This window comes from Rhizobium sp. 10PS4 (assembly GCF_032464805.1).
In the GTDB taxonomy this organism is placed as follows: Bacteria; Pseudomonadota; Alphaproteobacteria; order Rhizobiales; family Rhizobiaceae; genus Rhizobium; species Rhizobium laguerreae.
In genome coordinates, this window is record NZ_JAWDIW010000001.1 from 221,955 (window position 1) to 245,535 (window position 23,581).

Here is a 23,581-nt window from a genome sequence, read left to right on the forward strand (position 1 = left end):
TGTCGCCTCAGGCGAGCGCTTCATCGGCGTGGCTGAGGTCGGAGGCCAGCGCCTTGTCCAAGACTTTCTGGATATTGGCGGCCCGCCGGAACGAGGGTTCCTGGGTCCTGCCCGCGCGCACGGCCTGGACGAAACGCTGGTAGTTCGTTTCGACCGGATCGAAGGGGACGTCACGCCAGGTCGCCGTGTGCACGTCTTCTCCAAGACAGGCGCGAAGTGACGATTTTCCGGTATCGTAGATCATCTCGATCGAGCCGGTTTCGCCATAGACCCTGAGGCGTAGCTGATCCATCTGTCCGGCCGCCGTGCGCGTCGCCTGGATCGTCCCGATCGCGCCATTGGCGAAATCAACATTCATCGTGAAACTGTCGTTGGCGTCGAGATCATATTCGCCGATCCTATGGCCCGGTGCTTTATCGAAGGTCTTCAGCCGCGCGAAGACATGGGCGATATCGAGCCCTGAACCGTAGGATGCGAAATCGACGATGTGGATGCCGATGTCGCCGAGCGCGCCATTGGATCCATGTTTTTTGCTCAGCCGCCACAGCCATTTGCTCTCGCTCTTCCAGTCGCCCCAATGGCGGCCGACCAGCCAGCTTTGAAGATGAGACGCCTCGACGTGCCTGACCTTCCCGATTTCGCCGGCGAGTACCATCTGCCGGCCTTTCTGAAGGGCGGGCGAATTGCGATAGGTGAAATTGACCATGCCGACCTTGCCCGATTGCTCGATGGCCTCGGTCATCTCCATGGCCTTGACGGCATCGGTGGCGAGCGGCTTTTCGCAGAAGACGTGCTTGCCGGCGGCAATGGCCTGCAGCGTCGTCGGGTGGTGAATGCGGTCCGGCGTGACGTTTGCCACTGCGTCGAATTCGCCCCAGGCGAGAGCATCCTCGAGGGTCGTGAAATGATTGGCGACGCCATGTTCGGTGCAAAAGGTCGCGAGCCTTTCCGGGACGACATCGACGCCGCCCACGACACTGACGCCTTCGATCGCCTTGAAGTTGGCGGCATGCTGGTTGGCCATTCCGCCGGTACCGAGAATGAGTAGACGCATCCTATCCTCCATGGAATTAACTGCCCGCGGCAGTTCAGCCGGGCAAAACCGCACTCGCGCCATCGCAGCCATCCGCGATTGCCTCGTGCTCTTCTTCAGGAAAATTGCGGTGGATGCGCCGCGCGTGCCGCGGGACGCTCCATCACTTTCACGGCGCATGTTCTTTTCCGGAAATCGATCTCGATTTTCCGGAACTGTGCACTAGCTGCTGTTGATTGTCGCCAGCATCTCAACCTCCCAGGTCTGGCCCTTCCAAGCTGTGGCTTGACATCAAATCAAAGTAACTTAATCTAATTAATGCAGCACGGAAATGAGGAGAGGTCAACTGACCGCCAAGCTGTATCCGTTCAAAATGGGGAGGAGACCCATCATGAAGAGCGCCACCGTCAGCGTATTTGCGCTGAGCACCATGTTATTTTCAGCATCCGTTTCATTTGCCCAGGAACTTGCCACGAAGGACAGGATCGGCCTTGCCGATGCGCCGAAATCCCTCGTCGTCCGTCTGACGAACGATAGTCCGAACAATTCGGATCCGGCGATCGCCGAGGGCTATCAGAAGCTGTTCGTCGATTTCATCAAGAAGCATCCGGACTGGAAATTGCAGATGCAATTTATGTCGTCGGACATCGGCACGGAACAGGCCAAGATGCTGGAGCAGGCCAAGGCCGGCAACGCGCCTGACTGCGCTGCTGTCGACTCCTTCGTCCTCTCGCAGTTCATGGTCAATAAAGTTCTTGCGGACTTCACGCCGTATTTTTCGAAGGAGGAAGTGGATGACCTGTTCCCCTTCATCCGCAGCGGCATCACGGATAAGGACCAGACGGTCCGTGCCTGGTGGTGGGATACCGATCTTCGTGTGCTTTACCGCAACAAGTCGATCGTTGCGGATGCGCCGCAGACATGGGACGACCTGAAAACGGCCGCGCTCGCCTCCACCAAGGAAGGCATGGAGGGCGTTCTCTTCAACGGCGGGCGCTGGGAAGGGACGACGTTCGACTGGCTCGCGAATTATTGGGCGCTGGGCGGCAAGCTCGTCGACGACTCAGGCAAGCCGGTGTTCGGCGAAGGCGAGAACAAGGAGAAATTCCTGAAGGCGCTGAATTATTTCAAGGATCTCGTCGATTCCGGTGCCGCGCCGAAGCGCGTCAGCACGATCGCGAATTACGATGATATGAATGCCGCGGCCGCCGCGGCGACGACGGCTCTCTTCATCGGCGGCAACTGGCAATATGCGCAGCTGAAGGCCACGCTCGACGAGGACGAGTTCAACAACTGGACCTTCTCGCCGATCCCCGGCCCCAGCGCCGATCAGCGTTCGACCGGCACCGGTGGCTGGACGATCGCCTCCTTCAGCAAGGACAAAGACAAGATCGAGATGTGCGCCAACCTCGCACGCGAGGTCTATATGGGGCCGGCAAATGCGCTGCAGCAGCAGTTGCCGACCCGGAAGTCGCTGTTCGACAAATATGAGGTCTTCTCCACCGAAGCCAACAAGACCTTCGCCGCGGCTCTGGTCGATGGACAGGCACGCCCGGGTGTGCCGATCTATCCTGAAATCTCCAACCAGATCCAGATCATGATGGGCGACGTGCTCTCGGGGACCAAAAAGCCGGAAGACGCCTTGAATGCCGCCTTCAATGCGGCGCTGGAGGCCTACAAGCGTCTCTAGTGCTTCCCACCGTGACGGCGCCTGCCCGCCGGGCGCCGTCGACATTGCGAAACCCCGCACAGAGAAGCCAATGAGCCCCATTGCCATCGAGGCTGACAGCCCGCCTCAAAGCAGAACGTTCATGCGCCGTTTCGCCGGTGCGCCCCTGCCCTGGATCATGCCTGTGATCGTCGTCATCGGCATCTTCTATCTTTACCCCGTCATCGACGTTTTCAGGCTTTCATTCACCAATGCCACGCTGATCGGCGACAATCAGGATTATACGCTGGGGTCGATCACCAATGCGCTGAGTTCGCCGCAGCTGCCCGACATTTTGTGGGCGACCCTGATCTTCGTCGGCGGCAGCGTCATCGGCCAACAGATCCTGGGCCTTGCGGTCGCTGTCGTGGTTATCCGCGGTGAAAAGCGCGGCCTGTTCGGCACCACCATATTGAGGACGACGGCGCTCGTTGCCTGGGTCGTTCCCGGAATTGCCGGCGGCATCATCTGGCAGATGCTCTTTTCTGAAGCGCCTTATGGTGCGCTGAACAGCATTCTGCGGTTGATGCACATGCCGACGGTCGCCTGGCTCTCCGACCCCGCGATCGCACCGTGGTCTACCCTCATCTCCAACATATGGCGCGGCACGGCATTTTCGATGGTCGTCATGTATGCGGCGCTAAAGTCGATCGATCCCTCGCTCTATGAAGCGGCCGAGGTCGACGGTGCGACGGCATCACAGCAGTTTTTCTTCGTCACGCTTCCGCAGCTGCGCGCGGCGATCCTGGTCAATATGATCCTCATTACGATCCAGACGGTGAATACTTTCGATGCGATCATCACCCTGACGGGCGGCGGTCCGGGGCGTGCGACCGAGGTCATCTCGCTCTACGTCTTCAATATCGTCTTTAGAAATTACGACCTGTCCGGCGGCAGCGTGCTCTCCGTGCTCATGCTGATCATCAGCCTCGGGCTAGCCTTTATCTATGCGTCGTTCCTGCCGAAGGAGGAAGAGCAATGAGTGGACGGACCGGAACGCGGCTCGGCGATGCCATGAGCTATCTGTTCATGCTGGTGATGTTCGTGTTCTTCGCTGGCCCCCTCACCTATCTCCTGTCGATGGCGATGCGCGACAAGCGTGAGATCTATCGCGGCGCGGCGCGGTATATTCCCAACAACCCCACCATCGACAATTTCATCACTGTCCTCAACAACAGCTATTTCCCGATCTATCTCTGGAACGGCCTCAAGCTTGCCGCCCTCAGCGGACTGGGCGTCCTGATCGTCGCACTGCCCGCGGCTTACGCCTTTTCCCGCTTTCAGTTCCGGGGCAAGGGCCTGTCGATGATGGGGCTGCTGCTTTTCCAGATGATCTCGCCGCTCGTCATCATGGTGCCGCTCTACCGCTACATGAACCGCCTTGGCCTGCTGGATACGCATTTTGCCGTCGTCATGGTCTATATCGCCCTTGGCGTTCCGCTGGCGACCTGGCTCTTGAAGAGCTCGGTCGACGGCATCCCGCGCAGCCTCGACGAAGCCGCCATGATCGATGGCTGCAATCGATTTTCGGTCTTCTGGCGCATCATTCTGCCATTGTCGGCGCCGGGCATCGCTTCCGTCTTCATCATCACGGTGATTGCCGGCTGGTCGCAATTTCTGGTGCCTTTTCTGTTGCTCACAAAAAATGATCTGATGCCGATCGGCGTCGGGATCTTTAACTTCCGCGGCATGCAGACCGACTCGTCCATCCAGCTGCTTGCCGCCGCCTGCCTGATCGCAGTCGTTCCGGCGATCGTCGCCTTCCTGTCGCTCCAGCGGCTGATCCTCGGTGCGATGACCAGTGGCGCCGTCAAGGGATGACGATCGGTTCAGGCTATGCGCAAGGAAGGATTTCGAGCATGAACCAGACACTCGGCGCCAGACTGTCCCCGGATCTGACGGGCGCCAATGTCGAGGATGCAGGTGAGCACAACAGGGCTGTCGTCCTGCGCTGCATTCATCGCCAGGCGCCGATTTCGCGCGCCGAAATTGCCAGGCGGACGGGTTTTACCAAACCGGCAATCGCCCGGATCGTCGATCGCCTGCTGGATGAGGGCCTGATCATGGAAGCCCGCCGTCGGCATGGGCTGAGAGGCCAGCCGGCGATCGAACTCGAAATCAACCCGGATGCCTGTTTTGCCATCGGTATCAACATCGATCGCGACCATCTGACGATCCTGGCCGTCGATGCCGTCGGCAACGTCCGTGCCCGCGTGCATCACGAGAAACGCTTCATCCTGCCGGCGGAATTCCTGCAGCTGACGGCCGATGCGATTTCGCATTTCCAGCGCAGCCGGCTCATCGACGACGCGCGCCTGGCCGGTATCGGTCTGGCGATGCCGGATTGGCTTGGCGAGATTTCGCTCCTCGGCAAGCCCGAGGCCTATCAGGAATGGACGGCATTCGATGTGCGCGCCGCACTGGAGAACCTGACACAGCATCCCGTCTTCATCGAAAACGAAGCCAATGCCGCAGCCCTTGCCGAACTCGATTACGGACTGGGTGCTGAAAGCAGCAGCTTCTTCTACATCGCCATCAATCCATGCCCGGGCGGCGGCCTCGTGCTCGACGGCAACGGTCATCGTGGCGCCATGGGCCTCAGCGGCGAAATCGGCTGGCTTCCGATCGCCGATGGCGGGGACGGGAAGGCCCATAAGGTCCAGCTTCTCGGCGAGATATTCTCGCTGTTCTTCCTCTATGATTTTCTTGCGCGGCATGGCGTCGAGGTGAGTATTCCCCACGATCTCCTGACGCTGGATGCGCATGGCAGGCGCCTCGTGTCGCAGTGGCTGAAGGAAATGAGCGCGCATCTGGCCGTCGCCGTCAAGCATATCGGCATGGTCGTCGACCCCGACGCCGTCCTTGTCGGCGGCCGATTGCCGATCCGCATCGTCGACGAATTGCTGCGCTATGTGCACGAGCATCTCGATGCCGAGGATACCAACCTTCCGTCGCTTCATCGCGCCTCGCTCGGAGAGGATGCCTCTGCCATCGGGGCGGCGGTCATGCCGATGGCAGCAGCCCTCATGCTCGCATCGGCCGACGCTGCTCAACGCACACGTTCGCCACTCAAGAACATGGATCGCCTGAACAGTTGAAACGGCCGGCAATGCCCCAGGGATTTGGTGAAGATGGGAGGATTTTGGTGAAGATCGGCTTTTACACCTCGACGTTCAACGATCGCCCTCTGGAAGAAGTGGTGGATTTCGCAGCATCGGCCGGTTTCGACGCCATCGAGATCGACGTCGGCGGTCATATCAAGACGCCCGATCGGGTGGAGGCCGCCGTCGCGCTCGCGCGGAGCCGCGACCTCTTCGTGTCGTCGATCACCTATTTCGGCAATCAGCTCGATGCCGACCGCGCAAAGCGTGAGGCACTTCGGGCGAAGACCGCCGAATTTGCTGACGCGATCGGGCAAGCGGGCGTCCCGATCTTCGTGATCTTCCCGGGCCGGGACGACACCGCAAGCGACGAAGCCAACTATGATGATTTCGCCGATTTCGCCAACGGGCTGATCCAAGAGACGCTGCCCTACGGCCTGACCTTCGCAATCGAGAACTGGCCGGGTCCGAAGGACAATTTCATCGGGACGACGCCGAAAGGATGGCAGGAGCTTTTTCAAAGGATCGAGAACCCCCGCTTCGGCTTGGAATTCGATCCCTCGCACCTCATCCGCATCGGCGTCGATCCCTATCAGGCGATGGAGGCGGTGAAGGATCGCATCGCCATTCTGCATGCCAAGGACACGGCAATCGATCCGGAGAACCTGCAGGCTGTCGGCTATCACGGCAAGGGCTGGTGGCAATACAAGCTGCCAGGGCTCGGCCTCATCGATTGGCCGAGGTTTCTGCGCCAGGCCCGCGGGGCTGGTTTCGACGGCACGCTGTCGATCGAACACGAGGATGCCGCCTATGGCTGGCCGGGCAAGAACTTAGCCGCGCGCAAGGACGGCGAGCGCCTCGGCCTCGATTATTTGAGAAATGTCCTGAGCGGACTTTGACAGCGATTTCGGGAGGACGGCAATGGCTCATGTTTCGGTCAACAATGCGCGCAAGGATTACGGCGCGTTCAAAGCCATCAAAGGCGTATCCGTCGACATCGGCGACGGCGAGTTCGTCGTTCTGGTCGGCCCTTCGGGCTGCGGCAAATCCACGCTTTTGAGGATGATTGCCGGCCTTGAGGGCATCACCTCGGGGCAGATCCAGATCGGCAAGCATATCGTCAACGAGCTTGCCCCCAAGGATCGGGACATCGCCATGGTGTTTCAGAACTATGCGCTCTACCCGCATATGACCGTTGCCAAGAACATGGGCTTTTCGCTGCGGCTGAAACGGATGCCGAGGACGGAGATCGATCAGCGGGTCGGCAACGCCGCGAAGATCCTCGGTCTCGAAAGTCTCCTGGAGAGATATCCCAAGCAACTGTCGGGTGGCCAGAGACAGCGCGTGGCGATGGGGCGGGCGATCGTGCGCGACCCGGCCGTCTTCCTCTTCGACGAACCCCTGTCGAACCTCGATGCCAAGCTCAGGGTGCAGATGCGCTCGGAGATCAAGGAACTGCATCAACGGCTGCAGACGACGACCATCTATGTCACTCATGACCAGATCGAAGCCATGACCATGGCCGACAAGATCGTCGTCATGAAGGATGGCCTGATCGAGCAGTCGGGCTCTCCGCTGGAATTGTACGATCGTCCGAATAACCTTTTCGTTGCCGGCTTCATCGGCTCCCCGGCGATGAACTTCATCAGCGGCAGCATGACGGAAGACGGGTTTCGAACCGCTGACGGCCTGCTCCTGCCGAGCGAGCGCCGTCCGGCAGATGCCGTCATCTACGGCATTCGTCCCGAACATATCCGGTTGGACCCGGGTGGCATCGAGGTCACGACGGTGGTCGTCGAGCCGACTGGCTCGGAAACGCTGGTCATCGTCCGGCTGGGGGCACAGACGCTGACCTGCGTCTTCAGGGAACGGATCAGGGCAGCCCCCGGCGAGGTGCTGAGGATTGCGCCGATCCACGATGCCGTCCACCTGTTTGACGAGAACGAGCAGCGGATCACATCAGGCGAAGCACCGTTGAACTGACCCGGCCGATTGCCCCTCCCCTTCGGTCGGCGCCGGCCGGGGGCGCGTTTTCCGCGCCCCCGATGCGGCCAAGCTCATAGAGCGACTCCGTCGAGCTTTAAATGACGGTCACGCTACGCAAGACCGCGCAATGACTTCAAGCCGGATATATCCTGCTCTAGCTGGCGGCGTTCCTTTTGCCGAGGAGGGCTGCGCGGATCTGTTCGCTTTTGCTCAACAGAGGAGCTGGGACCTCTGCTGTCTGCTCGGGCGCGTCTGTCTTACCGGTGGTTTGCTTGAGGCTCAGGAAGCGTTTTTGCGCGACCAGCCGATCTTCGGACGACAGTGGTTCGACAGGTTCGCCGTCAAGACTATAGCGCATGGAATCGGGTTGGGCGCTGGCGAAATAGTAGCGCCGGCAGTGGACATAGGCCGCGGTCGCTCGCCTGAGCGTGGTGACGCCGGCATCGGGCTTCAGGAGCGGACGGAGTTCGTTGAAAAGGCCGACGGCAAAAGGAAGGACGGGATCTCCCGCCTTGGCCGGAAGGACGCCGACCGGCCGGATCAACAGCACATTGATCGCGTTTGCCTTCTCCACGTCGAGCTCGGTTGCCGCAATCGGTCCGCGGCTAATCTTCCAGGGCTTGTCCATGCGTCCTCCATGTAACGTCCATAGCTATCGACTGTGATGGTATCTTGACGGACAGGGCGAGTAACGGAAGTCGCACATCGTCGGTTCCACTGCAAGCAGGAGAGACGCGGAACAGGAGCCAAGTGACGAAAATCCATTCCCCAGCGCTGATATGGTCCGGTGTCATCGGCTGGCGTTTCATCTAATCGTTTTTATCGAGGAATATGCATTGACCTGCCGCATCGATTACACTTCTTATCCGCGCCCAAGATGGAGTGACCGGCTGCGGGAGGATATATGCGGGTTTTCTCGAAGATTGACGAACTGCGCCACACGCTTGATGCGCTGCGGCGGCAGGGGCGAACCGTCGGCCTTGTTCCGACGATGGGCTATCTTCATGCCGGTCATATGGAGCTCGTCTCGCGCGCTCGAGCCGAGAACGACATCGTCGTCGTCTCGATTTTCGTCAATCCGCTGCAGTTCGGCCCGGCGGAAGATCTGAGCAAATATCCGCGCGATCTGGAACGCGACGCCGCCATGCTGAGGCAGGCCGGCGTCAATTTCCTATTTTCGCCTGGCGTCGAGGACATGTATTCCCGCCCGATGTTGACCGTCGTCGACGTTCCCGACTTCGGGCGCGAACTGGAAGGGGCGGTGCGGCCTGGGCATTTTGCCGGCGTCGCGACCGTCGTCTGCAAGCTTTTCAACATCGTGCAGCCGCAGATCGCCTATTTCGGAGAGAAGGATTATCAGCAGGTCGTCATCATCAAGCGCATGGTGGACGATCTGGCCTTGCCGGTGCGCGTGATATCGGTGCCGACGGTCAGGGACGGCGACGGCCTCGCCTTGTCGTCGCGCAACGTCTATCTCAGTGAGGCGGAGCGGCGTGCCGCGGTGATCATCCCTCAGACCCTGGACGAAGCCGAGCGTCTGGTCGCCGACGGCCTTACCGATCCGGTGGAACTAGAGGCAAGGCTCACGGGATTTCTCAATCGCGAGCCGCTGGCAAAGCCCGAAGTCGTCGCCGTCAGGGATGCCTCGACACTGCAGCCGGTCACGTCGATCGCAGATCCTGTCGTCGTGGCGCTCTTCGTTCGAGTCGGCTCGACGCGGCTGCTCGACAACAGGACTATCGGCCGGCCGGGCTTGCCGGGAAAGGGAGTGACCAGATGAGTGCCGTCGGAATTCAGAAGCGCCTTACACCAAGGCACATCTCAGCCATGAAGGGCGGCAAGCCGATCGTCTGCCTGACCGCCTATACAACACCCATGACGCGGCTGCTCGACGAGCACTGCGACCTCCTGCTGGTCGGGGATTCGCTCGGCATGGTACTCTACGGCATGGAGACCACCATCGGCGTCACGCTCGATATGATGATCGCACACGGCAAGGCGGTGATGCGCGGCGTCGGCAAGGCCTGCGTCGTCGTCGACATGCCGTTCGGCAGTTATCAGGAATCTAAGGAGACCGCCTTCCGCAATGCTGTTCGCATCCTGCAGGAAACCGGTTGCGATGCCGTCAAGCTGGAGGGCGGCGAGGAGATGGCCGAGACCATCGCCTTTCTGACGAAGCGGGGGATACCGGTGATGGGCCATATCGGCCTGATGCCGCAGCAGGTCCAGACCGCAGGCGGATATCGGTCCGTCGGCCATTCCGAACACGAGACGTCGAAAATCCGTCGCGATGCCCACGCCATTGGCGGCTCGGGCGCCTTTGCCGTCGTCATCGAGGGCACGGTGGAGCCCCTCGCCCGAGAGGTGACGGCCGCGATGCACGTCCCGACTATCGGTATCGGCGCTTCTTCCGCCTGCGACGGTCAGGTTCTGGTTTCCGACGACATTCTGGGGCTCTTCAACGATTTCACCCCGCGCTTCGTCAAGCGCTACGACGAACTCGGCAAAAGGATTTCGGCCGCCGCTGCCGCTTACGCCGAAGAGGTCCGATCGCGACAGTTTCCGGCAGCGGAGCATACGTTCAAACGGCGATCTTGAGGCGGGGCCATATCAGGTCCATCACCGGGCGGCATACTGTTCGCGCATGCTGTCGGCCGACCGGCGAACCGCCTCGGAAACCTGCTGGAGCTGTTTGGCCATGGGCGTCGAATTGCGCCAGATCATGCCGATCGTTCGCGACGGCCGCGGAGACTGAAAACGGGAGATCGAGACATGCGCCGAGCGCGTTTCGAGGGGAACGGCCATCTCGGGAATTAAGGTGATGCCGATACCGGCGCTGACCATCTGGACCAGGGTGGATAAAGAGCTGCCTTCCATGACTTCCCGGGGACGGGCCTGCCCTATCTTGCAGAACGACAAGGCCTGATCGCGGAAGCAATGGCCTTCCTCGAGCAGCAGCAACCGCATTTCGCGCAGCGCCTCGCGTTCGGGCACCGGCTTACCCTCGTCTTCGGGCCGCCGAACCAGCACGAACTCTTCCTTGAAGAGCTCGAGTTCTGCCAGGGAGGGTTCCGACACGGGCAAGGCAACGATTGCCGTGTCGAGTTGACCTTGCGCCAGCTCCTGAACCAGCTTCGACGTCTGCGTTTCGCGCACTTCGATCTGAATGCCTGCAAAGCTCCTGTTCAGATCGTTGATGATTGCCGGCAACAGATAGGGCGCAATCGTCGGGATGATGCCGATGCGCAGCCGCGTCAGAAAAGGATCGCGCGCGGCGCGCGCCAGTTCCGCCAGTTCGTCCACGCCACGCAGGATATCGCGGATCCTGAGAGCGACGGTCTGACCGAAAGCGGTCAGCTTCACCTCACGTGCGTTGCGTTCGAAAAGCTCACCGCCCAACTCTTGCTCAAGTTCTTTGATCTGCATTGACAATGCCGGCTGGGAGATCGCACAGGCATCGGCGGCACGTCGGAAGCGGCCATCTCTTGCTAGTGCTTCAAAATAACGTAGCTGTTTCAGGGTCAGGTTCTTCATAACCTCAGCTTATCGCAACGATCAGTAAATCAAACTTAAATTTATGAAACGCTTCCGATATGAAGACTGCAGGGAGAGAGTGGGGCGCCAGCTCGGCTCATCTTTTTGGACCGCAGACAGATCAAGCAATCAAGGAGACGATCATGGACAACCCCACTGACAGCGCAGGCAAATGTCCTGTTGCACATGGCAATACGCCTCGCGGCAGATCCAACCGCGACTGGTGGCCCAATCAGTTGAACGTGCAGATTCTTCACCAGAATTCTGGCCGAGCCGACCCGCTCGGCCAGGCCTTCGATTATGCCGAGGAGTTCAAGAAGCTCGATCTCGACGGCCTGAAGAAGGATCTTCACGCGCTGATGACGGATTCGCAGGACTGGTGGCCAGCCGATTTCGGTCATTATGGCGGCCTGTTCATCCGCATGGCCTGGCACAGCGCCGGCACATACCGCATCACCGATGGCCGCGGCGGCGCCGGGGCCGGCCAGCAGCGTTTTGCGCCGCTCAACAGCTGGCCTGACAACGTGAACCTCGACAAGGCCCGCCGCCTGCTGTGGCCGATCAAGCAGAAATACGGCAACAGGATCTCCTGGGCTGACCTGTTGATACTCACCGGCAACGTCGCGCTCGAATCCATGGGTTTCAAGACCTTCGGCTTTGCCGGCGGCCGCGCCGATGTCTGGGAGCCGGAGGAACTCTACTGGGGTCCTGAGGGTACCTGGCTGGGTGACGAGCGCTACAGCGGCGAACGCGAGCTGGCAGAGCCGCTTGGCGCCGTGCAGATGGGCCTCATCTATGTCAACCCGGAAGGCCCTAACGGCACTCCGGATCCGCTGGCGTCTGCCCGCGACATTCGTGAAACCTTCGCCCGTATGGCGATGAACGACGAAGAAACCGTGGCGCTGATCGCCGGCGGGCATACCTTCGGCAAGACCCATGGCGCTGGCGATCCGTCGTTTGTCGGTGTCGACCCGGAAGGCGGCGAGCTCGAAGCTCAGGGCCTGGGCTGGACCAGCAAGTTCAACACCGGCGTCGGTCGCGATGCCATCGGCAGCGGCCTCGAAGTGACCTGGACCCAGACGCCGACCCAGTGGAGCAACTACTTCTTCGAAAACCTGTTCGCTTTCGAATGGGAGCTGACCAAGAGCCCGGGCGGTGCGCATCAGTGGCAGGCCAAGAACGCCGATGCCTCCATTCCGGATGCCTATGATGCATCGAAGAAGCATCTGCCGACCATGCTGACCAGCGACCTGGCACTGCGTTTCGACCCCATCTACGAAAAGATCTCGCGCCGCTTCCTTGAGAACCCTGCCGAGTTCGCCGATGCCTTCGCCCGCGCATGGTTCAAGCTGACCCACCGCGACATGGGACCGAAGGTGCGCTACCTCGGTCCGGAGGTTCCGTCAGAAGACCTGATCTGGCAGGACGTGATCCCGGCCGTCGATCATGCGCTTGTCGACGACAAGGATATCGCCGACCTAAAGGCAAAGGTGCTTGCGTCAGGCCTCACCGTGCAGGAACTGGTCTCGACCGCCTGGGCGTCCGCCTCGACCTTCCGCGGCTCCGACAAGCGTGGCGGCGCCAATGGCGCGCGTATCCGCCTTGCCCCGCAGAAGGACTGGGAAGTCAATCAGCCGGCGCAGCTCGCCAAGGTCCTCGGCGTTCTTGAAGGTATCCAGAAAAACTTCCACGCCGCCCAGACCGGGGCGAAGAAGATCTCGCTCGCCGACCTGATCGTTCTGGGTGGTGCAGCCGGTGTGGAAAAGGCGGCAGCGGCCGGCGGTCATGCCGTCAGCGTGCCGTTCACGCCGGGCCGCATGGACGCTTCCGAGGCACAGACCGACGCGCATTCCTTCGCGGCGCTGAAACCCCGCGCCGATGGTTTCCGCAACTACATCGGCGGCCGGCAGTTCATGAAGCCGGAAGAAGCCCTGGTGGACCGTGCCCAACTGCTGACGCTGACCGGACCTGAAATGACCGTTCTCGTCGGCGGCCTGCGTGTGCTGAAGGTCGGTGCGCCCGAACATGGCGTCTTCACGTCCCGTCCGGAAACGCTGACCAACGACTTCTTCTTCAACCTGCTCGACATTGCCACGCAGTGGTCGCCCGCTGCCGGCAAGGACGGCGTTTACGAAGGGCGTGATCGCAAGACCAACGAAGTCAAGTGGACCGGCACCCGCGTCGACCTGATCTTCGGCTCGCACTCGCAGCTGCGCGCCTTTGCCGAAGTCTATGGCCAAGCCGATACCAAGGAGAAGTTCGTCAGGGACTTCGTCGCGGCCTGGACCAAGGTCATGAACGCCGATCGTTTCGATCTCGTCTGATCGGCAGCATTTTGCCCGGGCGCAGTTTCGGCTGCGCCCGGGCATTTTTCATCGGAGACCGGACCTACGCCCGACCGTCCAGTCGATGAGATGGGTATCACTTGAACGGATCCTGAAGACCAGGCCTCTCTTGCCCCTTCGGCTGCTCTCGCCCTTCCGCCATGAAATCGTCGCTGAGGCCGCGCTCCAAGGCGCTATGCAACGATGCCCACCGCACGCCGCGATCTGCCCGTGGCCGAAGGATCACAGCATCGCCTTCCCGCGTCACCTCCACCTGGTCGACGTCGAAGCGGAACTCCTTCGGCAGCCGGACGGCCTGCGAATTGCCGGATTGGAATACACGCGCATATTGCGGCATGAGAACCTCCGCAGTTTATATATGCCGTAGTATATACGCAATTGGCGGCATCCATGCCAGAAACCGTCTCTGAGACTTCCACTAGCGAGGCAGAATGCCGAAAGGCGAAACTGACAGCAAATCGGGATCGGTCGTCGCCGTTACTGTCGCCACCTGGGCGTGGCTTATGCTGTAGCCGTAGGTGAGGACGCGGTCACCGTCGATCATGAAGAATTGCGCCTGATCCAGGCCGGGCCGCAGGGTACCCGTCACGGTGACGGTCTCGTACATTCTTGCCAGGTGCAGAGGCTCTTCCGGAACGACACGAACCAGTTGGTTGGGCGGAGGGGAAGGCATGTGGCTGCAGGCTCCGGCCCAAGGCACCAGCATGAATTCGTAGACTAGATCGCCTTCTTGGTCGATCGGCAGGACGAAGCCCGTCAATTCGATCGGATGTTCCTCGCCATGCCAGGCGAGTGTTTCGCCCTGTGGGCCGCTCACCGCCTTGCCTGACAGCGGCACCGTCGCTTTGGCCTGATCGGCCGGCCGTAAAGCGCTCCAGAAGATAGGCTGCGCCGCAGCGAAGGCGTTGGAAATTGGCCATGCGGAACAAAATGCCAGCGCCGCGAACGTCAGGAGGAAAGGTTTGTGTTTCATCGTTGCATCTCCATCGGGCCGGCCGCTTTTTACTACCCTGCAGCTGCCGCATGGATGCTACTCCCGATCCCGCTCAGCCGTCAAAAGGGTTGTCGCGGCCTGCTCATGTTCGTTAGGCCAACAGCACTTTGCCGCCCGTCCGAAACGGAACGGCGGATCGCAGTGCTTCACTGACCTTTTCCAGAGGAAACACCTCCCGTACCTCGGTGGTGATGACCTTCGAGGCGATCTGCACGGCGAGCTCGGAATAGGCGCGCTGGACGTCGCTCATCGCTTCGGAATGAACCCATTCCCGGAGGTGACAATAGGAAAAGGCAATATCGGGATGGGAGGCCCAGAAGGAAGCCGGAATGCTTTGGCCCGAAAGCAGGCCGTAATGCACGAAATGCCCGCCGGGCTTTAGCGCCTCGGCGAGGACGGATGCGCGCGCGCCGCCGACGCAGTCGAGCGCCGCGTCGAGGCCATGCCGGCCGGCGAGCCCGGCAGCCAGATCGCTTTCCTCCCTATCGATGATGACAGCCTCGACCCGGCCGCGAAGGCGCTCAAGCGATCCTTCGCTGCGGACGATGGCGACCGGCTCCACGCCTGCGACATTGGCGAGACCGATCAATATCGCTCCGATCGAAGAGGCGGCGGCATTGATGGCGATGCGCATGCCGGGTCTGAGCTCGATCTTCTTATGCAGCATCAGCCAGGCCGTCATCGGATTGACATAGCTCGTCGCCGCTTCGAAATCCGAAAGCTCGTCCGGAACGCGGAGGCACCAGCCGGGATCGGTATCCTTGAATTCCTGCCACCCGCCGGCGCTGCGCACCGGCAGCACGCGTGTCCCCGGAGAGAGGCCGTGAACCTCTTCGCCGCACTCTTCGACCACGCCGAACGCTTCGAAACCGGGAATGAAGGGCAAGGTCGTGCGTCCGGCATAGGCGCCTGATATGGTGATGATATCGGAGGGATTGATCGACCGCGCGAGCAGGCGCACCCGGATCTGGTCGCGCCGCAGCGGCGGCAGCGCAGCCTGCTCGAGCTCAACGACGTCTTGGGCCGGCCCGAATTTTCGCACGACCGCCTGATATTGCATTGCATCCCCCACACACTGCGGTTAGATCACCCGTCGAATTTTCGGTGATCGAATGAGCGTTGACGACAGGCCTTTAGCATCGTTCCGGGTCTCGATGCGAGACATCGACATCTATGGTCATGTCCACAACTCCCGTTATCTCGATTATTGCGAGGATGCGGTCGTCGAGTTCCTGCGGCAACGGCAAATTCTCAGCCATTTCCGTCACACCTCCTCCGGCGTTGCCTATCACGTGAAGAAGGCGGAGATCACCTTTCACAGCCCGGTCGACCTCGACGATGTCGTGGAAGTGAAGGTGGACGTGGAAAAAATCGGGCGCACGAGCCTGTCCTTTGCCATCGAACTCTTTCGCCAGCGCGATGGCGCCCATTGTGCATCGGCGCATTTCGTCTGGGTCTGCGTCGGCCTCTCCGACAGCCGCCCGACGCCGATTCCGGAAGCGACCAGAGCCGCTCTGTCTCCCGGCTGACGGCCGATCATTCAAACCAGCGGGTGTCCATGCCGATCCATGCGCAGCTTCTTCGACATGCAACGGAGACACCGGACAAGCCAGCGCTGGTGATCAACGGGCGCTCGCTCAGCTATGGCGAACTCTATATGCGCGCCAAGGCAATTTATCGGTTTCTCCAAGATCTGCCCCGCTCGAACCGCCGCATGCTCGACCTGCCCGGTGTGGAGAAGCTTGCCGCTCTCAGCCTTGGCAACCATATCGGCTTTGCCGAGTATTTTGCGGCTGCCACCGCTTTCCCGAATGCCTGTTCGGTCATCGACCCGATGATGCCGGCGGAAAGGATCGAACGCATCATCGAGCGCCTGGCGCCGGACGCTCTGATCGTCGACGACAATGCCGGGCCGAGCGCCGAAATTGCCCGTAGGTTCGGCATTCCCGTTATTGCTGCTGGAGCGGAGACTTTCGACCTCGCCGCGGCGGGAGGTGAAGCCGAGCTGCCGCTCAGTGTCGACAAGATCTTTCTGATCGGCTTCACCTCGGGGACCACCGCCGAGCCGAAGGCCTATTATCGCTCGCGCGAACAATGGCGCAGGAGCCTCGATCGCGGACGCGTCGTTTTCGAACTCGAAGACGCGCCGTCGACAATGTGCCCGGGAGCCCTCGCGCATGGCCTGGCGCTTTATGCATTGGTCGAAGCTTTGGATGCCGGGGGGACCTTTCATTCGGTCCGGAAATGGGATCCGGGCGTGGTCGTACGCACGCTCTCCTCCTGGCAAGTCGAACGGCTGGTTGCTGTGCCCACCCATATAGCCGGAATTGCAAGGGCCTGGGCGGGTGAACCCGCTCTGACCTCTCTGCGCGATGTCCTCACCGCCGGCGCAAAGCTTGACAGGAACGAGGTCGACTCCATGCGCCGACTGTTTCCGAATGCCCGTATCCGGGAATATTACGGCGCCTCCGAGCTCGGTTTCATGACGGTCTCGACCCTTGTCGGCGGCGAGATCGATTTTCCGATCGACCGGGTGGGGCAAGCCTATCCCGGCGTGGAAATTTCCATTCGCGATCCCGATGAAAACGACGTCGGGACCGATGTGCCGGGAACCATATTCGTCGACAGCGACCTGATTGCGGATGGATATCTCTGGGGCGATGACGGTCAGGCCTTCCGAGTCACAGAAGCGGGAGCGACGGTTGGAGATCTCGGCGAACTCGATGCCAATGGCATGCTGCGGGTGATCGGCAGGGCCGGCGGCATGATGATATCAGGCGGCAACAACGTTTATCCCGCCGAAGTCGAGAGCGCGCTCAAAGCCTGCCCCGGGGTAGAGGATGCCGTTGTCTTCGGGCTGCCGGACGCCTATTTCGGCCAGCGAATCGTCGCCGTCGTGTCGGGAGAGGCGGTGGACCCGAAAATTCTGGCTGATCATTGCGCGCAGATGCTCGGGAAGTACAAGATCCCCAAGCAATTCTACCATATAAGGTCCTGGCCGATGACGAGCAGCGGGAAGATCTCGAGGGGGCAAGTGGAGCAGGCCGTGATTTCTGGAGACGATCTTGTCCTACGCCTTTCAGCCTGACGAGGATTGGCAGCCGGTCGTGGTCGCCGCCTATCGGTCGCCGATCGGCCGGGCGTTCGGATCGCTGTCGACGATTACGGCAGAAGATCTGCTTGCGCCGATCATCCATCGCATTGTTTCCGAAACGGGAATTGCGGCGGAAAGCATCGATGATTTGCTGGTGGGTAATGCCGCCGGTGGCGGTGGAAACATCGCGCGGCTGGCAGCGCTGACCGCAGGTCTGCCCATGTCGGTTCCGGGTGTTGCGATCGACCGGCAATGCGGCTCGGGCCTGGAAGCGATCATCATGGCGGCGCGCTTAATCCAGGCGAAAGCCGGCGCGTGTTTTCTGGCCGGCGGCGTGGAGAGCGTCAGCACCGCGCCATGGCGCGTCGAAAGACCAAAGGCGAATGGGGCGATGCCGCATTTTTACGGGCGCGCCCGGTTTTCGCCTGACACGATCGGCGACCCGGAAATGGGTGTTGCTGCCGAAAACGTCGCCCGTCAATTCGGCATATCGCGGCAGAGACAGGATGAATTCGCCCTTCGCAGCCATAGGCTCGCCGTAGCGGCGGCCGAGGCAGGCATCTTTCGCCCCGAGATCGTTGACATTTCCACCGGCCACGGTCTGATCGAACGGGACGAATGCCCACGTGCGGCTACATCCTTCCAGGCGCTCGCAAACCTCCGGCCGGTCTTCCTGGCCGATGGTTCGGTGACAGCCGGCAATGCCTGCCCGCTGAACGATGGCGCCTGCCTGGTGCTCGTCATGAGCCGTGGCATGGCGAAAAGCCTCGGCCTCGAAAAGGGCCTTGCCTTCATCGACAGCGCCGTTGCCGGTGTGGATCCCAATCTGCTCGGCATCGGCCCGGTCGCCTCGACCAGAAAGCTATTGCAGCGTCAGCCCGGGCTCTCGCTCTTAGACATCGATGCCATCGAATTCAACGAGGCCTTTGCGGCCCAGGTTCTGGCATCGCTGGACCAGCTCGCTATCCCTGCCGACGCGATCAACAAGGACGGCGGAGCCATTGCGCTCGGCCATCCATTCGGGGCCTCCGGCGCAATCCTCGTTACCCGACTATACAGCCAGCTGATCCGCGACATCGGCGGATGGGCGCCGGGCGCGACCGGCCTGGCCATGATCGGTATCGGCGGAGGCATCGGGCTGACCGCCATGTTCGAGGCTGCCCAGCTTTCCTGACCCGGCGATGGCGCAGACCGTCAGGCGGCGGCGCGTTTGTGATCGGCCGGATGCTGAAGCCGAAAGCCGATCGCTAGTCTGTTCCAGGCATTGATCATCGCAATACCGATCGAAAGCGCCACGAGCTCGTCATCCGAGAAGTTGGTGTGTGCCTCTTCATAAACATCATCTGGCGCATGGCTTTTCGCGATCTGAGTAAGAGCCTCCGCCCAGGCGAGTGCCGCCCGCTCCCGTGTGCTGAAGAGCTGCGACTCCCGCCATGCGTTGAGAAGCAGCAGCCGGTCATCCGTTTCGCCGAGCTTCAGTGCGTCCTGGCGGTGCATGTGCAGGCAATGCGCGCATCCGTTCATTTGGGAAACACGCACTTTGACGAGTTCGAGCAGCTTCGGATCGAAGCTCTTGGCAATCCAGGCTTCAACAGCCACGAGGCCGTCGATGCCGCTGTTCTTATGGGCCATGAAGTTCAGACGCTTGGTCATTCTTATCTCCATCGTGAGGATTGACGGCCGAAGTCACCGGCTTGCAGACCGGTGAATACGCCTTGCCTTCCGGGTCGGTCATCTGCCCCGACGGTAGGTTCGGCCCATGCCTGTCGACGTGATGGTCCTCTATTTCAGCCAACCGGCTCGTCGCAGAGCCAGTTGGCCTACTGCGTTCGCATAGGGTGACAGCGACCGAGGGAGAATAGTTTGGGACCGCGATCGGGCGCATTCTCTGCCCATCGGTTACACCGGCCGTACCGGCGACGGTCCCGATGAAGCCGCTTCACTCATAGAGGACGCGGTTTCGCCACGCCGAGCAGTCGCCTGCTCGCTTTCAAGTCAACAAAGGCAAGTCAACAGAGGAAACTCCTCGTAAAGGACAAGGAGACTACCCATGAAAATCGTCGTTATCGGCGGCACCGGCCTCATCGGCTCGAAGACCGTGGAAAGATTGCGCAAAAAGGGGCACGAGGTGTTGGCGGCTTCGCCGAATTCGGGCGTCGACACGATCACCGGCAAGGGCGTGGCCGAAGCGCTCTCTGGCGCGCAGGTGGTGCTCGATCTCGCAAATTCGCCCTCGTTCGAGGACAAGGCCGTCCTGGAATTCTTCCAGACGTCGGGCCGCAATCTGCTCAAGGCAGGGGCTGCCGCCGGCGTCAAGCATCATATCGCACTGTCGATCGTCGGCATGGAGCGGCTGCAGGGCAGCGGCTACATGCGCGCCAAGATGGCCCAGGAAGAGCTGATCAAGACGTCCGGCATACCCTACACCATCGTGCACTCGACACAGTTCCATGAATTCATGGCTGGCATCGCCCAGTCAGGCACCGTCGGTCAGACCGTGCATCTATCGCCGGCCTACGTGCAGCCGATCGCCTCGGACGACGTCGCCGACGTCATGGCCGAGGTGGCGCTCGGTACGCCTGTGAACGGCACGATCGAGATCGGCGGGCCGGAGAAAGTCCGCCTCACCGAAATCGTGACGCGTCTCTTCAAGGCGACGAACGATCCGCGCCAGGTGGTCGCCGATCCGCACGCCCGCTATTTCGGCGTCGAGCTCGAGGACAATTCGCTCGTGACCGGAGCCAAGGCGCGGCTTGGCCAGATCCGCTTCGACGATTGGCTCAGCCGGCAGCCGCCGCAGAAAAAGAGCGCCTGACGGACTTGGTGCGCCGGTGCGCTCGTTTATCAACGAAAGGAGACCAGACATGCTCAGGAAAATGATCTCGGCAGCGGCCTTCGCCCTTGTCCTTGCCGCCGGCACTCAGGCTCACGCCGGAGGTGGGAAAGCGAAGATAAGCGTCGTTTTCGACCAGAAGCTTCCCAATGTTCCCGGCAAGAGCATGAGGGCTGTGATGGTGGAATATGCGCCCGGCGGCATGTCGCCCGGCCATACCCATCCGAATTCCGCTTTCATCTACGCCACGGTTCTCGAAGGGGCGATCCGCAGCGCGGTGAACGACGGTCCGGTGAAAACGTATAAGGCCGGAGAAAGCTTCGCCGAATTTCCCGGCGATCACCACAGCGTCAGCGCAAACGCCAGCGACACCAATCCGGCGCGCCTGCTTGCGGTCTTCGTGCTGGACACGGACGAGACGGAACTGACGATCGACGACAAATGATGTGGGACACGATGCCCGGCGCCGCCGGGCATCGTTTTCCCTGATCACGCAGCCTGCAGCGCTATCTCCAGGTCGGCGATCAGATCGTCCGGATGCTCGATACCGATCGAAAGACGGATCGTCGATTCCAGAACGCCGATGCGCTGGCGGACATCGGCGGGTACGCCGGAATGCGTCATGGCGGCCGGATGGCTCGCAAGCGATTCCGTGCCGCCGAGGCTGACCGCGAGCTTGAAGATCTGCAGCCCGTTCAGGAATTTGAACGAGGCTGGCTGACCGCCGCGGATGTCGAAAGAGAAAGTCGAACCGGCGCCGGTGCATTGCGCGATGAAGGTCCGCCCGGCCGGCGATTCCGGATCGTGGTAGGGCAGGTAGTGAACCTTCTCGACCTTCGGGTGATCGCGCAGAAAGTCGGCGACGGCCCGCGCGTTGCTGTTTGCCCGTTCCATACGCAGCTGCAGCGTTTCCAGCGAACGGCCGAGCATCCAGCAGGAATGCGGATCGAGCTGGGTGCCGATCGCGCCGCGCAAGGCCTTGATCTGCTTGATCACCGCCTTACGGCCAAGAACGGCGCCGGCGATCAGATCGGAATGACCACCGACATATTTCGTCAGCGAATAGAGCGAGATATCGGCGCCGTGCTCGATCGGCCGCTGGAAGACCGGCCCGAGTAGGGTGTTGTCGCAGACGATGATCGGCATATGGCCCTGTCTTGCACCAATCGCGTCGGCCACGCGTCGGATCATCGCCACATCGACCAGGCTGTTGGTCGGATTGGCGGGCGTCTCGATCAGGATGACGGAAACGCGGCCCTTGGCCATCGCCTCTTCAGCCGCCTTCTGCACCGATGCTTCGCTGACGCCGTCGGCAAACCCGACGGCGGCGGCGCCGAGGTTCAGGAAGGTCTTCGCCAGTAATGTTTCCGTTCCCCCGTAAAGCGGCTGCGAATGCAGGATCGCATCCCCCGGCCGGACGAAGGCAAGCAGGGTGGTGGCAATCGCCGCCATGCCGGATGAAAACAGCACGCCGCTTTCCGTCCGTTCGTAGACGGCGAGCCTGTCCTCGACGATCTCGCTGTTCGGATGGTTGAAGCGCGAATAGACAAGGCCCGCCCCCTTCCCTTCGGGTGGCTCGCGGCGGCCCGACACATAATCGAAGAAGTCGCGACCATCTTCCGCCGTCTTGAACACGAAGGTAGAGGTTAGGAATACCGGCGGCTTGACCGCCCCTTCCGAGAGCTCCGGATCGTAGCCGTAATTCAGCATCTGTGTTTCGGGATGCAGGGCATGATTGCCGATATGGGTTTTGGAAGGATGCGGGGCGGTCATCATCGTCTCCTCTATCGGGACTGGCGAAATGTCAGAATACATCAAAACTACAGGAGAGGAGCAATCTTCGCGGTCAGTTCCTGATCTCGCCCAAAGTATCCGCGACATAGGCGCCTCGCGCTCCCATTGGCAGCGGCGTTCCTGTCGTCGTGTCCCTCGCGGTCTGATGCTCCAGTTCTGCGTTGAGCTCTCCTCCGACGATGAGAATGACGACGGAAAGCCAGATCCAGATGAGGAAGCCTATCAGCGCCCCGAGCGTGCCGTATGTCGCGTTGTAATTGGCGAAATTCTCTAGATAGAAAGAGAAGCCGAGCGACATGGCGGCCCAGGCGATCGTGGTCAAAACCGCGCCCCACGTCATCCACCGGACCTTGGCAGCCTCCCGGCTTGGGCCAAAGCGGTAGACCATTGTGACGGCCACCGCAACCACGAGCAGAAGCAGCGGCCACCTAAGCAGAAGAGCCATGTGCTCCTTGAATTGATCGAGCCAAAGATAGGAGAGCACAACTGGCATCACACCAACGAGGGCCACCATGACGATCGCAAAAGCTATCGCACATAGGGTAAAGCAGAGGCCCGTCAGATTAAGCCGCACCAGGCTTCGCTTCTCCTTTTCCTCATAGGCCACGTTCATAGCGTCGAATATCGCCAGCGTGCCATTATGGGTGCTCCATAGCGCGACCGCGAGGCCTACGAAAAAGGTTAGGCCAAGTGTGCCGTCGCGCCGCTCGACGAGCGCCTTGATCTGATCGGCAAGAAGATCGAATGCGCCGGGTGGCAAGAGGACAGCCAACTCGCGAAGATGTTCGGATATGGTAACCGGATCGGCAACCAACCCATAGAGAGCGACGAGGGCCGCCAGGGCAGGAAATATCGCCAGCAAGAGATAGAAGGTCACGCCCGCCGCGATGAGAGTGACGCGGTCGTCTAAAATTTCATGGAAGACGCGCCAGAAGACGTCGCGAAGGCCGCTGAAAGGGATAGCCTCGGGCGTACTGGCGCTGCGGCCATGATCGTCACCTGCGTGGCCAGTATCCGCAGACGGAGCGGCCGACCTGCGCTCGACTGCCTGCATGTAGACAAGCGCGCCGATCGCTGCGGCCATCATTGCAGCCGCGGTGGAGAATCTCTTACGTTGAACCACATCACGCATGTGGATGGTCTCCGATCTAGTGCGGAG

Annotated in this window: 23 protein-coding genes; 14 read left to right on the forward strand and 9 right to left on the reverse strand. The window is 61.0% G+C overall.

The window, feature by feature from the left end:
- Window positions 1–7 precede the first annotated feature (7 nt).
- Window positions 8–1,054: a Gfo/Idh/MocA family protein gene (locus RWJ89_RS01035; protein ID WP_222060868.1), complete on the reverse strand. Its 1,047-nt coding sequence runs from the start codon at window positions 1,052–1,054 to the stop codon at window positions 8–10.
- Window positions 1,055–1,424: 370 nt separating this feature from the next.
- On the opposite strand from RWJ89_RS01035, the gene RWJ89_RS01040 reads away from it, so the two are divergent.
- From RWJ89_RS01040 to RWJ89_RS01065, 6 genes are all read left to right on the forward strand, one after another.
- Window positions 1,425–2,723 carry an ABC transporter substrate-binding protein gene (locus RWJ89_RS01040; protein WP_222060865.1) on the forward strand — a complete coding sequence of 433 codons (1,299 nt, stop codon included), beginning with the start codon at window positions 1,425–1,427 and terminating at the stop codon, window positions 2,721–2,723.
- 70 nt (window positions 2,724–2,793) lie between these two features.
- Window positions 2,794–3,723, forward strand: coding sequence for a carbohydrate ABC transporter permease (locus RWJ89_RS01045; RefSeq protein WP_020047456.1), 930 nt, complete (start codon window positions 2,794–2,796; stop codon window positions 3,721–3,723).
- Window positions 3,720–4,562 carry a carbohydrate ABC transporter permease gene (locus RWJ89_RS01050; RefSeq protein WP_011649125.1) on the forward strand — a complete coding sequence of 281 codons (843 nt, stop codon included), beginning with the start codon at window positions 3,720–3,722 and terminating at the stop codon, window positions 4,560–4,562. The genes RWJ89_RS01045 and RWJ89_RS01050 overlap by 4 nt, the downstream gene beginning before the upstream one ends.
- Window positions 4,563–4,600: 38 nt before the next feature.
- Window positions 4,601–5,839, forward strand: coding sequence for an ROK family transcriptional regulator (locus RWJ89_RS01055; protein WP_222060863.1), 1,239 nt, complete (start codon window positions 4,601–4,603; stop codon window positions 5,837–5,839).
- Between the two features lie 47 nt (window positions 5,840–5,886).
- Window positions 5,887–6,741: a sugar phosphate isomerase/epimerase family protein gene (locus tag RWJ89_RS01060; RefSeq protein WP_222060861.1), complete on the forward strand. Its 855-nt coding sequence runs from the start codon at window positions 5,887–5,889 to the stop codon at window positions 6,739–6,741.
- Window positions 6,742–6,763: 22 nt separating this feature from the next.
- Entirely contained in the window at window positions 6,764–7,825 is a 1,062-nt protein-coding gene (locus tag RWJ89_RS01065) for an ABC transporter ATP-binding protein (protein WP_168281274.1), read from the forward strand.
- 157 nt (window positions 7,826–7,982) lie between these two features.
- Here RWJ89_RS01065 and RWJ89_RS01070 read toward each other — a convergent pair whose 3' ends face one another.
- Entirely contained in the window at window positions 7,983–8,456 is a 474-nt protein-coding gene (locus RWJ89_RS01070) for a ProQ/FINO family protein (protein WP_168281272.1), read from the reverse strand.
- Between the two features lie 276 nt (window positions 8,457–8,732).
- Between RWJ89_RS01070 and panC the strand changes: the two genes are divergently transcribed.
- Together panC and panB are read left to right on the forward strand one after the other, a co-directional pair.
- Window positions 8,733–9,608, forward strand: a complete 876-nt coding sequence (panC, locus tag RWJ89_RS01075) for a pantoate--beta-alanine ligase (protein ID WP_168281270.1) — start codon at window positions 8,733–8,735, stop codon at window positions 9,606–9,608.
- Window positions 9,605–10,426 carry a 3-methyl-2-oxobutanoate hydroxymethyltransferase gene (gene panB, locus RWJ89_RS01080; RefSeq protein ID WP_077980583.1) on the forward strand — a complete coding sequence of 274 codons (822 nt, stop codon included), beginning with the start codon at window positions 9,605–9,607 and terminating at the stop codon, window positions 10,424–10,426. The genes panC and panB overlap by 4 nt, the downstream gene beginning before the upstream one ends.
- 21 nt (window positions 10,427–10,447) lie before the next feature.
- Here panB and RWJ89_RS01085 read toward each other — a convergent pair whose 3' ends face one another.
- The gene (locus RWJ89_RS01085) at window positions 10,448–11,362 is read right to left on the reverse strand and encodes a hydrogen peroxide-inducible genes activator (RefSeq protein ID WP_132611671.1); all 915 of its coding nucleotides are present in this window, start codon (window positions 11,360–11,362) and stop codon (window positions 10,448–10,450) included.
- A gap of 143 nt (window positions 11,363–11,505) precedes the next feature.
- Between RWJ89_RS01085 and katG the strand changes: the two genes are divergently transcribed.
- A complete protein-coding gene (gene katG / locus RWJ89_RS01090; protein WP_168281268.1) occupies window positions 11,506–13,686 on the forward strand; it encodes a catalase/peroxidase HPI in 2,181 nt (726 codons plus the stop codon).
- A 97-nt stretch (window positions 13,687–13,783) separates the two neighbouring features.
- Here the strand turns inward: katG and RWJ89_RS01095 are convergent, their stop codons facing one another.
- From RWJ89_RS01095 to RWJ89_RS01105, 3 genes are all read right to left on the reverse strand, one after another.
- Window positions 13,784–14,044 carry an antitoxin gene (locus RWJ89_RS01095; RefSeq protein ID WP_168281266.1) on the reverse strand — a complete coding sequence of 87 codons (261 nt, stop codon included), beginning with the start codon at window positions 14,042–14,044 and terminating at the stop codon, window positions 13,784–13,786.
- Between the two features lie 81 nt (window positions 14,045–14,125).
- Window positions 14,126–14,680 carry a DUF3299 domain-containing protein gene (locus RWJ89_RS01100; RefSeq protein WP_316030433.1) on the reverse strand — a complete coding sequence of 185 codons (555 nt, stop codon included), beginning with the start codon at window positions 14,678–14,680 and terminating at the stop codon, window positions 14,126–14,128.
- 112 nt (window positions 14,681–14,792) lie between these two features.
- A complete protein-coding gene (locus RWJ89_RS01105) occupies window positions 14,793–15,761 on the reverse strand; it encodes a zinc-dependent alcohol dehydrogenase family protein (protein WP_168281262.1) in 969 nt (322 codons plus the stop codon).
- A 52-nt stretch (window positions 15,762–15,813) separates the two neighbouring features.
- On the opposite strand from RWJ89_RS01105, the gene RWJ89_RS01110 reads away from it, so the two are divergent.
- The 3 genes from RWJ89_RS01110 to RWJ89_RS01120 are packed head-to-tail and all read left to right on the forward strand — an operon-like array spanning window position 15,814 to window position 18,969.
- Window positions 15,814–16,230: an acyl-CoA thioesterase gene (locus tag RWJ89_RS01110; RefSeq protein WP_168281261.1), complete on the forward strand. Its 417-nt coding sequence runs from the start codon at window positions 15,814–15,816 to the stop codon at window positions 16,228–16,230.
- Window positions 16,231–16,259: 29 nt separating this feature from the next.
- Window positions 16,260–17,789, forward strand: a complete 1,530-nt coding sequence (locus RWJ89_RS01115) for a class I adenylate-forming enzyme family protein (RefSeq protein WP_168281259.1) — start codon at window positions 16,260–16,262, stop codon at window positions 17,787–17,789.
- Window positions 17,767–18,969, forward strand: a complete 1,203-nt coding sequence (locus RWJ89_RS01120) for a thiolase family protein (RefSeq protein ID WP_168281257.1) — start codon at window positions 17,767–17,769, stop codon at window positions 18,967–18,969. Before RWJ89_RS01115 ends, RWJ89_RS01120 begins: the two co-directional genes overlap by 23 nt.
- Before the next feature lie 20 nt (window positions 18,970–18,989).
- Here RWJ89_RS01120 and RWJ89_RS01125 read toward each other — a convergent pair whose 3' ends face one another.
- Window positions 18,990–19,448, reverse strand: coding sequence for a carboxymuconolactone decarboxylase family protein (locus RWJ89_RS01125; protein ID WP_077980570.1), 459 nt, complete (start codon window positions 19,446–19,448; stop codon window positions 18,990–18,992).
- Window positions 19,449–19,845: 397 nt separating this feature from the next.
- Here RWJ89_RS01125 and RWJ89_RS01130 point away from each other — a divergent pair, with 397 nt between their 5' ends.
- Together RWJ89_RS01130 and RWJ89_RS01135 are read left to right on the forward strand one after the other, a co-directional pair.
- Window positions 19,846–20,610 carry an SDR family oxidoreductase gene (locus RWJ89_RS01130; protein WP_168255482.1) on the forward strand — a complete coding sequence of 255 codons (765 nt, stop codon included), beginning with the start codon at window positions 19,846–19,848 and terminating at the stop codon, window positions 20,608–20,610.
- Window positions 20,611–20,659: 49 nt separating this feature from the next.
- On the forward strand, window positions 20,660–21,073 hold the full coding sequence (locus tag RWJ89_RS01135; RefSeq protein ID WP_131663368.1) for a cupin domain-containing protein: 414 nt from the start codon (window positions 20,660–20,662) through the stop codon (window positions 21,071–21,073).
- A 44-nt stretch (window positions 21,074–21,117) separates the two neighbouring features.
- Here the strand turns inward: RWJ89_RS01135 and RWJ89_RS01140 are convergent, their stop codons facing one another.
- Both RWJ89_RS01140 and RWJ89_RS01145 read right to left on the reverse strand, forming a co-directional pair.
- Window positions 21,118–22,401 carry a cystathionine gamma-synthase family protein gene (locus RWJ89_RS01140; RefSeq protein WP_168281256.1) on the reverse strand — a complete coding sequence of 428 codons (1,284 nt, stop codon included), beginning with the start codon at window positions 22,399–22,401 and terminating at the stop codon, window positions 21,118–21,120.
- 73 nt (window positions 22,402–22,474) lie between these two features.
- A complete protein-coding gene (locus RWJ89_RS01145; RefSeq protein ID WP_025396954.1) occupies window positions 22,475–23,554 on the reverse strand; it encodes a YihY/virulence factor BrkB family protein in 1,080 nt (359 codons plus the stop codon).
- Window positions 23,555–23,581 lie beyond the last annotated feature (27 nt).

Excerpts from the sequence above, each read along its gene's own strand:
- RWJ89_RS01035 (WP_222060868.1), bottom strand. The coding sequence starts at position 1,054 with ATGCGTCTACTCATTCTCGGTACCGGCGGAATGGCCAACCAGCATGCC.
- RWJ89_RS01040 (WP_222060865.1), top strand. The coding sequence starts at position 1,425 with ATGAAGAGCGCCACCGTCAGCGTATTTGCGCTGAGCACCATGTTATTT.
- RWJ89_RS01045 (WP_020047456.1), top strand. The coding sequence starts at position 2,794 with ATGAGCCCCATTGCCATCGAGGCTGACAGCCCGCCTCAAAGCAGAACG.
- RWJ89_RS01050 (WP_011649125.1), top strand. The coding sequence starts at position 3,720 with ATGAGTGGACGGACCGGAACGCGGCTCGGCGATGCCATGAGCTATCTG.
- RWJ89_RS01055 (WP_222060863.1), top strand. The coding sequence starts at position 4,601 with ATGAACCAGACACTCGGCGCCAGACTGTCCCCGGATCTGACGGGCGCC.
- RWJ89_RS01065 (WP_168281274.1), top strand. The coding sequence starts at position 6,764 with ATGGCTCATGTTTCGGTCAACAATGCGCGCAAGGATTACGGCGCGTTC.
- RWJ89_RS01070 (WP_168281272.1), bottom strand. The coding sequence starts at position 8,456 with ATGGACAAGCCCTGGAAGATTAGCCGCGGACCGATTGCGGCAACCGAG.
- panC (WP_168281270.1), top strand. The coding sequence starts at position 8,733 with ATGCGGGTTTTCTCGAAGATTGACGAACTGCGCCACACGCTTGATGCG.
- panB (WP_077980583.1), top strand. The coding sequence starts at position 9,605 with ATGAGTGCCGTCGGAATTCAGAAGCGCCTTACACCAAGGCACATCTCA.
- RWJ89_RS01085 (WP_132611671.1), bottom strand. The coding sequence starts at position 11,362 with ATGAAGAACCTGACCCTGAAACAGCTACGTTATTTTGAAGCACTAGCA.
- katG (WP_168281268.1), top strand. The coding sequence starts at position 11,506 with ATGGACAACCCCACTGACAGCGCAGGCAAATGTCCTGTTGCACATGGC.
- RWJ89_RS01095 (WP_168281266.1), bottom strand. The coding sequence starts at position 14,044 with ATGCCGCAATATGCGCGTGTATTCCAATCCGGCAATTCGCAGGCCGTC.
- RWJ89_RS01100 (WP_316030433.1), bottom strand. The coding sequence starts at position 14,680 with ATGAAACACAAACCTTTCCTCCTGACGTTCGCGGCGCTGGCATTTTGT.
- RWJ89_RS01105 (WP_168281262.1), bottom strand. The coding sequence starts at position 15,761 with ATGCAATATCAGGCGGTCGTGCGAAAATTCGGGCCGGCCCAAGACGTC.
- RWJ89_RS01110 (WP_168281261.1), top strand. The coding sequence starts at position 15,814 with ATGAGCGTTGACGACAGGCCTTTAGCATCGTTCCGGGTCTCGATGCGA.
- RWJ89_RS01115 (WP_168281259.1), top strand. The coding sequence starts at position 16,260 with ATGCCGATCCATGCGCAGCTTCTTCGACATGCAACGGAGACACCGGAC.
- RWJ89_RS01125 (WP_077980570.1), bottom strand. The coding sequence starts at position 19,448 with ATGACCAAGCGTCTGAACTTCATGGCCCATAAGAACAGCGGCATCGAC.
- RWJ89_RS01130 (WP_168255482.1), top strand. The coding sequence starts at position 19,846 with ATGAAAATCGTCGTTATCGGCGGCACCGGCCTCATCGGCTCGAAGACC.
- RWJ89_RS01135 (WP_131663368.1), top strand. The coding sequence starts at position 20,660 with ATGCTCAGGAAAATGATCTCGGCAGCGGCCTTCGCCCTTGTCCTTGCC.
- RWJ89_RS01140 (WP_168281256.1), bottom strand. The coding sequence starts at position 22,401 with ATGACCGCCCCGCATCCTTCCAAAACCCATATCGGCAATCATGCCCTG.
- RWJ89_RS01145 (WP_025396954.1), bottom strand. The coding sequence starts at position 23,554 with ATGCGTGATGTGGTTCAACGTAAGAGATTCTCCACCGCGGCTGCAATG.